This window comes from Sphingobium sp. FW306-1B-F04DB, from assembly GCF_058781925.1.
The window spans coordinates 1-7,119 of sequence record NZ_JBYSXE010000086.1 but is presented as its reverse complement, the minus strand read 5'-3'; the positions used below and the strand labels follow the sequence as shown (position 1 = coordinate 7,119).

Annotated in this window: 7 protein-coding genes; all 7 read left to right on the top strand. The window is 65.7% G+C overall.

The window, feature by feature from the left end:
• The first annotated feature begins 45 nt into the window (after positions 1-45).
• The 7 genes from fghA (at position 46) to AC3WJD_RS21320 (ending at position 6,950) form a co-directional block, all read left to right on the top strand.
• Complete coding sequence (gene fghA, locus AC3WJD_RS21350; RefSeq protein WP_492748774.1) at positions 46-882, top strand: S-formylglutathione hydrolase; 837 nt, start codon at positions 46-48, stop codon at positions 880-882.
• Positions 879-1,301 carry an NAD(P)H-dependent oxidoreductase subunit E gene (locus tag AC3WJD_RS21345; protein ID WP_492748773.1) on the top strand — a complete coding sequence of 141 codons (423 nt, stop codon included), beginning with the start codon at positions 879-881 and terminating at the stop codon, positions 1,299-1,301. The genes fghA and AC3WJD_RS21345 overlap by 4 nt, the downstream gene beginning before the upstream one ends.
• The gene (locus AC3WJD_RS21340) at positions 1,301-2,851 is read left to right on the top strand and encodes an NADH-ubiquinone oxidoreductase-F iron-sulfur binding region domain-containing protein (protein ID WP_492748772.1); all 1,551 of its coding nucleotides are present in this window, start codon (positions 1,301-1,303) and stop codon (positions 2,849-2,851) included. Before AC3WJD_RS21345 ends, AC3WJD_RS21340 begins: the two co-directional genes overlap by 1 nt.
• The gene (locus tag AC3WJD_RS21335) at positions 2,848-3,456 is read left to right on the top strand and encodes a molybdenum cofactor guanylyltransferase (protein ID WP_492748771.1); all 609 of its coding nucleotides are present in this window, start codon (positions 2,848-2,850) and stop codon (positions 3,454-3,456) included. Before AC3WJD_RS21340 ends, AC3WJD_RS21335 begins: the two co-directional genes overlap by 4 nt.
• A complete protein-coding gene (gene fdhF / locus AC3WJD_RS21330) occupies positions 3,453-6,287 on the top strand; it encodes a formate dehydrogenase subunit alpha (protein ID WP_492748770.1) in 2,835 nt (944 codons plus the stop codon). Before AC3WJD_RS21335 ends, fdhF begins: the two co-directional genes overlap by 4 nt.
• Positions 6,284-6,493, top strand: a complete 210-nt coding sequence (locus tag AC3WJD_RS21325; RefSeq protein ID WP_492748769.1) for a formate dehydrogenase subunit delta — start codon at positions 6,284-6,286, stop codon at positions 6,491-6,493. Before fdhF ends, AC3WJD_RS21325 begins: the two co-directional genes overlap by 4 nt.
• A gap of 130 nt (positions 6,494-6,623) precedes the next feature.
• Positions 6,624-6,950, top strand: coding sequence for a hypothetical protein (locus AC3WJD_RS21320; RefSeq protein WP_492748768.1), 327 nt, complete (start codon positions 6,624-6,626; stop codon positions 6,948-6,950).
• Positions 6,951-7,119: the final 169 nt, after the last annotated feature.

Below are 7,119 nucleotides of genomic sequence, written 5' to 3'. Positions count from 1 at the left end.
CACCCAACCCTCCCCCATCAAGGGGGAGGGCAAAAAGGCCCGAACATGACCCTCGAAACCCTCTCGACCAACAAGGCCTTCGGCGGCGTGCAGGGCGTGTACCGCCACGCCTCCGCCGAGACGGGCACCGACATGGTCTTCGCGGTCTATGTCCCCGCGCATGCCGAAGGTACGAAGCTGCCCGTACTCTGGTATCTCTCGGGGCTCACCTGCACCCATGCCAATGTCATGGAAAAGGGCGAGTACCGCCGCATCTGCGCCGAGCTCGGCGTGATCTTCGTCTGCCCCGATACGAGCCCGCGCGGCGATACCGTGCCCGATGACGAGGGCTATGATTTCGGCAAGGGCGCCGGCTTCTATGTCAACGCCACCGAAGACCCCTGGGCCGCCAATTTCCGCATGTATTCCTACATCACCACAGAACTGCCCAACATCGTCGCCGCCAATTTCCCCGCGGACATGAACCGGCAGGGCATCACCGGCCATTCGATGGGCGGCCACGGCGCACTCACCATCGCGCTTAAGAATCCCGATCGCTTCAAAAGCGTCTCCGCCTTCGCGCCGATCAGCTCGCCCCTGAACTGCCCCTGGGGCGAAAAGGCGCTGACCGGCTATATCGGCGCCAACCGCGCCGACTGGCGCCGGTATGACACAACCGCGTTGATCGAGGACGGCGCGCGCCTGCCCGACCTCCTCGTCGATCAGGGCGATGCCGACAATTTCCTCGTCGAGCAACTGAAACCCGAACTGCTCGGCGCGGCATGCGAAAAGGCCGGAATTCCGCTCACGCTCCGCATGCAGCCGGGCTATGATCACAGCTACTTCTTCATCTCCAGCTTCATGGATGACCATGTGCGCTGGCACGCGGAGCGGCTTGGTTGAACCAGCAAGAACTCGACCGTATCATTGCCCGTCACGGGACACGCGAAGGCCCGCTGCTCCCGATCCTTCATGATGTGCAGGATGCCTTTGGTTGCGTCGAAGAGGCAGCCATCCGACACATCGCGCAGGCGCTCAATCTCAGCCGGGCCGAGGTCTATGGGGTCGTCAGCTTCTACCATGATTTCAGAAGCGCGCCCGAACCGCGCCCCGTGCTCAAGCTCTGCCGCGCCGAGGCCTGCCAGTCGCGCGGGTCCGAACCGCTGGCTGCCTGGGCCGAGGCAAAGGCAGGAGACAGGATCGCGATCGAGCCCGTCTATTGCCTGGGCCTCTGCTCGGTCGGCCCCAACGCGATGGTGGGCACCGAGCTGCACGCCCGGCTCGACGAGCACAGGCTCGGCGCGCTGATCGAGGCGCTGTGATGCGAATCTGCATTTCCGACGACGCGCTTGCCCTGGCCTGCGGCGGCGATCGCGTCGCCGAAGCCTTCGCCACCGCCGCCCCGGACGCTGAGATCGTCCGCGTCTCCGGCTGGGGCATGCACTGGCTCGAACCGCTGATCGAGATAGACGGCGTCGGTTACGGGCCGGTCGCACGCGAGGATGTTCCGGCAATCATCCAATGTCATTCCCGCGAAAGCGGGAATCCAGACGATGGCAGGGCTAGCTCAGATACCCAACTGGATCCCCGCTTTCGCGGGGATGACATTGCGAGATTGAGGATCGGTGATATCGCCGGTCACCCCTATATCGCGCGTCAAACCCGCCTGACCTTCGCGCGCGCCGGCAAAACACGGCCGCTCAGCCTTGAGGACTATGAAGCCACCGGCGGCTGGAAGGGGCTGCACGCCGCGCAGGCGATGACGCCGATGCAGATCGTGGAGGCGGTCACCGCCTCAGGCCTGCGCGGGCGCGGCGGTGCGGGCTTCCCGGCGGGCATCAAGTGGAAGACCGTCCTCGAAGCAGCGGGCGCGCGCAAATATATCGTCTGCAACGCCGATGAGGGTGATAGCGGCACCTTCGCGGACCGGATGCTGATGGAGGGCGATCCCTATTGCCTGATCGAAGGCATGGCAATCGCGGGCCTCGCGACCGGCGCGCAGAAGGGCTTCATCTACATCCGCTCCGAATATCCGCACGCGATCGCGAAGATGGAGACGGCGATCGAGCGCTCGCGCGCAATAGTGGCCCCTTTCGACGTCGAGGTCCGCGTCGGTGCCGGCGCCTATGTCTGCGGTGAGGAAACCTCGCTGCTCAACTCGATCGAGGGCAAGCGTGGCGAGGTCCGCGCCAAGCCGCCGCTGCCCGCACACAAGGGTCTGTTCGGCTGCCCCACCGTCATCAACAACGTGCTCACCCTCGCGGCGGTCCCCTTCGTCCTTGCCGAAGGGCCCCAGGCCTATGCCGATTACGGCATGGGGCGATCGCGCGGGACGATGCCGATCCAGCTCGCGGGCAATATCAAGCATGGCGGGCTGTTCGAGACCGCCTTTGGCGTCACATTGGGCGAACTGGTAAATGACATCGGCGGTGGCACTGCGAGCGGCCGCCCCGTCCGCGCGGTGCAAGTCGGCGGGCCATTGGGCGCCTATTTCCCGCCCGCGCTCTTCGACACGCCTTTCGATTACGAGGCCTTCGCCGCCGCCGACGGCCTGATCGGCCATGGCGGCATCGTTGTGTTCGACGAGACCGTCGACATGGCGGCGCAGGCGAGGTTCGCCATGGAGTTCTGCGCGATCGAGAGCTGCGGCAAATGCACCCCCTGCCGCCTCGGCTCCACGCGCGGCGCCGAGACGATCGACCGCATCATCGCGGGCGAGGATGTCGCCGCCAATATCGCGCTGGTCGAGGATCTCTGCGAGACGATGAAATCGGGCTCGCTCTGCGCGCTGGGCGGCTTCACCCCCTATCCGGTGCTGAGCGCGCTGCACCATTTCCCCGAGGATTTCGGAATCGAGGAGCCGGCGGCGTGATCCTCGGCGCTATCATCGCTGGCGGTCAATCGCGCCGCTTCGGCAGCGACAAGGCGCTTGCGAAGATCGGCAGCAGGTCGTTGCTCGATCATGTCGCCGAAGCCCTCACCTCGCAGACCGATGCGCTCATTGTCTGCGGCCGCGAATGGCCCGGGCTCACGTCGGTGGTCGACCGCCCCGCTCCCGATCAAGGACCGCTCGGCGGCATCTGCGCAGCACTCCGCCACGCGGCGGACAATGGCTTTGATGCCGTGCTGACCGCAGGCTGCGACACGCTGCCGGTACCCACCGATCTCCTTTCCCTCCTCCGTCATGCCAGCGAAGGCTGGCATCTCCTGACGAAAGAGGCGCCTCTTCCGGATGGAGATCCCAGCTTTCGCTGGGATGACGCTGTTGTGGTGGAAGGCCAGCCCATCTTCGGCCTCTGGCCCGCATCGCTCGCCGACGTGCTCGACGATCACCTCGCCAGCCAGCCCGACCGTTCGATGCGTGGCTGGATCGCGCGCAGCGGCGCACGGAGCGTTCCGTGCGACACCGGCTTCCATAATCTCAACACACCCGAGGATTTGGCGCTATATTTGGCGCAGCAAGGATTGGCCGCATGACCTATTCGCGACAGGCCGATTTCGGCACGCCCGCCTCGAACGCCGCCGAAACCGTCACGCTCAGCATCGATGGCCGCAGCGTCACCGTGCCCGCAGGCACGACGGTTATGCGCGCCGCGGCCGAGAACGGCACCGACATCCCCAAGCTCTGCGCCACCGACAGCCTCGAAAGCTTCGGCTCGTGCCGCCTGTGCCTTGTCGAGATCGAAGGCGCGCGCGGCACCCCCGCCTCGTGCACCACCCCCGTCGCCGAGGGCATGATCGTCCATACGCGGACGCCACGGCTGCAGCAGCTGCGCAAGGGCGTGATGGAGCTCTATCTTTCGGACCACCCCGCCAATTGCCCGCATTGCGCGACGGGCGAATGCGAGGTCCGCGAACAGGCCGCGGCCGCAGGCGTCGACGCGGTGCGCTACGCCCCCGGCGCCGATCACCTCGATGTCCCGCTCGACTGTTCCAACCCCTATTTCGATTTCGATCCCGCGGCGTGCATCGTCTGCTCGCGCTGCGTCCGCGCCTGCGACGAGGTGCAGGGCACCTTTGCGCTCACCATCGAAGGGCGCGGCTTCAAATCCAAGGTCTCGGCGGGCACCGCCGACGACGACTTCCTCTCCTCCGAATGCGTCTCGTGCGGCGCCTGTGTGCAGGCCTGCCCCACCGGCGCGCTTCAGGAAAAGGCGGTCTCGGAGATCGGTGCGCCCGATCGCTCGGTGGTCACGACCTGCGCCTATTGCGGGGTTGGCTGCACCTTCCGCGCCGAGATGAAGGGCGATCAGCTCGTCCGCATGGTGCCGTGGAAGGAGGGCAAGGCCAATCGCGGGCACAGCTGCGTCAAGGGCCGCTTCGCCTGGGGCTATGCGACGCATCAGGAGCGCATCCTGAACCCGATGATCCGCGAAAGCATCGACCAGCCCTGGCGCGAGGTCTCGTGGGACGAGGCGTTCGCGCACGCCGCCTCCGAACTGAAACGTATCCAGGCGAAATATGGCCGGCTTTCGATCGGCGGGATCACTTCATCGCGCTGCACCAACGAGGAGACGTTCCTCGTCCAGAAGCTCGTCCGCGCCGGCTTCGGCAACAACAATGTCGATACCTGCGCGCGCGTGTGCCACTCGCCCACGGGTTACGGCCTCAAGACTACCTTCGGCACCTCGGCGGGGACGCAGGATTTCGACAGCGTCGAGCAGTGCGACGTGATGATGGTGATCGGCGCCAACCCGACGGATGGCCACCCCGTCTTCGCCAGCCGCATGAAGAAGCGCCTGCGTCAGGGCGCGAAGCTCATTGTCGTCGATCCGCGCCGGATCGACATGGTGCGCACCCCGCATATCGAGGCCGCGCATCATCTGCCGCTCAAACCCGGCACCAATGTCGCGGTGCTGACCGCGATGGCGCATGTCATCGTCACCGAAGGCTTTGCCGACGAGGCCTTCATCCGCGAGCGCTGCGACTGGGACGAATATCAGGATTGGGCCGAATTCGTGTCGCAGCCCCAGCACAGCCCCGAATTCCTCGCCCCCGTCACCAATGTCGACCCGGCCGATCTGCGCGCCGCCGCGCGGCTCTATGCCACAGGGGGCAATGCCGCGATCTATTACGGCCTCGGCGTCACCGAGCATTCGCAGGGCTCGTCGACCGTCATGGCGATCGCCAACCTCGCCATGGCGACCGGAAATATCGGCCGGCCGGGCGTGGGGGTGAACCCGCTCAGGGGCCAGAACAATGTCCAGGGCGCGTGCGACATGGGGAGCTTTCCGCATGAGCTGTCGGGCTATCGCCACATCTCCGATGCCAAAACGCGCACGCTCTTCGAACAGGACTGGGGCGTCAGCCTCGATTCCGAGCCAGGCCTGCGCATCCCCAACATGCTCGACGCCGCTGTCGATGGCGTGTTCAAGGCGATCTACATCCAGGGCGAGGACATCCTCCAGTCCGATCCCAATACCAGCCATGTCGCCGCCGGCCTTAGCGCAATGGAATGCGTGATCGTCCACGATCTCTTCCTCAACGAGACCGCCAACTACGCGCATATCTTCCTGCCGGGCTCGACTTTCCTCGAAAAAGACGGCACCTTCACCAATGCCGAGCGCCGCATCCAGCCCGTCCGCAAGGTGATGGAGCCGCTGAACGGCCTCGCCGACTGGGAGGTGACGCAGGAGCTCGCCCGCGCGCTCGGCCTTGCCTGGAACTACAGCCACCCCGGCGAGGTCATGGACGAAATCGCGCGCCTGACCCCGACCTTTGCGGGGGTCAGCTTCGCGAAGCTCGACGAGCTCGGTTCGATCCAGTGGCCTGCCAACGACAAGGCGCCCGAGGGTACTCCCGTCATGCACATCGAAGGCTTCGTCCGCGGCAAGGGCAAGTTCGTCGTCACCGACTATGTGCCCACCGACGAGAAGACCGGCCCGCGCTTCCCACTGCTGCTCACCACGGGACGCATTCTCAGCCATTACAATGTCGGCGCGCAGACGCGGCGCACCGCCAACACCGCCTGGCACCCCGAGGACCGGCTCGAGATCCACCCGCAGGACGCCGAGGATCGCGGCGTGCGCGATGGCGACTGGGTACGCCTCGCCAGCCGTTCGGGCGAGACGACCTTGCGTGCGCTCATCACCGATCGCGTCGCGCCGGGCGTCGTCTACACCACCTTCCACCACCCCGCGACGCAAGCCAATGTCGTCACCACCGACTATTCGGACTGGGCCACCAACTGCCCCGAATACAAGGTGACCGCGGTGCAGGTGACCCCCTCCAACGGCCCCACCGACTGGCAGGAGGATTATGAGGCGCTGTCGACACGCTCGCGCCGCATCGCGGAGGCAGCGAAGTGAACAGCCTGGAACGCCTGATCTACATGGCCAACCAGATCGCCCGCAATCTGGCCACGCAGGGTCCGGATGAAGCCGCGCACGCCACCGCCGATCACATCCTCAGATATTGGGACCCCCGGATGAAGGCAATGATCCTCGCCTATGACGGCGATGGGCTCGACGCGGTCGCGCGCGCCGCGATCGAGCAGATTCGCCAACCCGCCTGACGCGGATTTGCTGGCAGGCGCACCACCCGGCTCGCAGACGGTGCAGTTCATCTCCGTGGCCCTCGCTCTGCCACTTGCGACGATCGCGGGCTCTGCCGCATGCTGAGGCACAGCATCAAGAGGTTCACCGATGTCCAGATTTGCGTTGGTGGCGCTTGCGCTCGCAGCATCGTTGGCGCCATCCGCGGAACCCGCGTGCGCTGGCGATATCGTGAGCCGCACGCCCGATCCCGCGCTCAACGATCCGCTGCGCGACGCGAAAATCGCGGATCGAAAGAAGGTCGCCGAACTCAATGCCGCTCAGGCCAGATCCACCGCAGCACGCGACCGCGCCCGGATCAACGCCCACAATGCCTCCAATGCGGAGGCCCGGGCGCGCCATGACGCCGCAATGGCCGCATGGCGACGCAGGGTCGCCGCGTGCGAGGACGGTGACTGGAGCCAGTGCGACCGGTGATCCGACGCGCACAGGACCATGGCGTCATGTCTGCAACGAGCGGAAAGCGGATTGCTCGGCGGACCGTCTGCAATCGACCGAGGACGTGTAAGAACGCGGATTTCGAGGTGCGACGATTGTCATACGAGGCAATCGCACTGCGGAGAGATAAATCGAGCGCAGGCCGGGG

Coding starts and splice junctions, on each gene's coding strand:
- fghA (WP_492748774.1), top strand. CDS start 46: ATGACCCTCGAAACCCTCTCGACCAACAAGGCCTTCGGCGGCGTGCAG.
- AC3WJD_RS21340 (WP_492748772.1), top strand. CDS start 1,301: ATGCGAATCTGCATTTCCGACGACGCGCTTGCCCTGGCCTGCGGCGGC.
- fdhF (WP_492748770.1), top strand. CDS start 3,453: ATGACCTATTCGCGACAGGCCGATTTCGGCACGCCCGCCTCGAACGCC.
- AC3WJD_RS21320 (WP_492748768.1), top strand. CDS start 6,624: ATGTCCAGATTTGCGTTGGTGGCGCTTGCGCTCGCAGCATCGTTGGCG.